This window comes from Dyadobacter sp. (genome assembly GCF_051859145.1).
Classification (GTDB): domain Bacteria; phylum Bacteroidota; class Bacteroidia; order Cytophagales; family Spirosomataceae; genus Dyadobacter.
Genome location: NZ_JBHYGF010000098.1, coordinates 9876 through 11018, shown reverse-complemented (window position 1 = coordinate 11018; position 1143 = coordinate 9876). Strand labels below are relative to the sequence as shown.

Sequence of the window (1143 nt, the reverse complement as noted above, 5' to 3'; positions counted from 1 at the left end):
CGCGTTTTTTATATCTAACAATTCTTTTTTTGAATGAGCGGCTGGATCGGGTTTCATGTAATACAGGCGATATAGTTACATTTGTTTTTGAACGGATTCTAAATATAGCGGCATTTTACTGATTCGGGAAATTCTACTGACTTATGAGGGCGACTGGATGCCGGGCTTATTTGCTGACCTTGTTTTTTCTGCTGATCCAGTGGACTGCACAGGCGCAGGTGGCTGGCGGCAAAAGCCGGCTTGACTTCCTCGTTTTACCAACCCAGGCCAAAAGTACCGCACTTGGAACGCACCATTTAACTACTCCCGGGAATGATCCCGCGCTTTTTCTCCTAAATCCTGCATTGCTCGATTCTTCCAAAAACAATAATGTATCCGCAAATCTGATGCCTTACCTGGCTGATACGAAGTTCCTGAACCTGGCGTATGCACACCGGGCGGATAAGGAATCCAATGGGACCTGGGCGGTCGGATTACAGTACCTCAACTATGGTACCATGCAGGAAACCGACGATATCGGGAATGTAATAGGGGAGTTCCGCGCGGCAGATTACGGGCTTTCGGCCGGGTACGGACATACATTGGGCGCATTTACAGTAGGAGGGACGGCAAAGCTCGTGGGTGCCTCCATTGAAACCTACCAGACCCGGGGCGCAGCTTTTGACTTTGGCGCAGTATTCAGGCACCCGCGGGAAGATTTTACAGCAGGTTTTGTGGTTAAAAATATCGGGTTTTTAAAACAGAACTATAATGGAGCTACTGAGCCGGTATTGCCGCTGGATATCCGCGCAGGAGTTACCTTCAAGCCAAAATATATGCCCGTCCGGGTTTCGGTCACTGCACATCATCTAAACCGGTTTGATATGGTTTACAACGATCCCGCGCTTTTTTATACCTATGACATCAATGGAAATAAGCTGGCCAGAAAGGTTGGGATCGCGGAAAAGCTTGGTCGGCATTTGTCACTCGGCGCAGAAGCTTTGGTCCATAAAAACTTCCGGCTGCTGCTGGGTTACGATCACCTGAGAAGGCAGGAACTCCGGCTGGCAGACAAGGCTGCATTGGCTGGCTTTTCTTTTGGTTTCTGGCTCCGGGTAAAACAATTCGAAGTATCCTACGGTCGCGCGCAGTACGTGCCCGGTT

Annotated in this window: 1 protein-coding gene; it reads left to right on the top strand. The window is 49.4% G+C overall.

The features are described from left to right. Positions 1 to 143 precede the first annotated feature (143 nt). Positions 144 to 1143: type IX secretion system protein PorQ (gene porQ / locus ACTIE6_RS07280; RefSeq protein WP_439556007.1), on the top strand; the 1000-nt coding region annotated here is incomplete at its 3' end.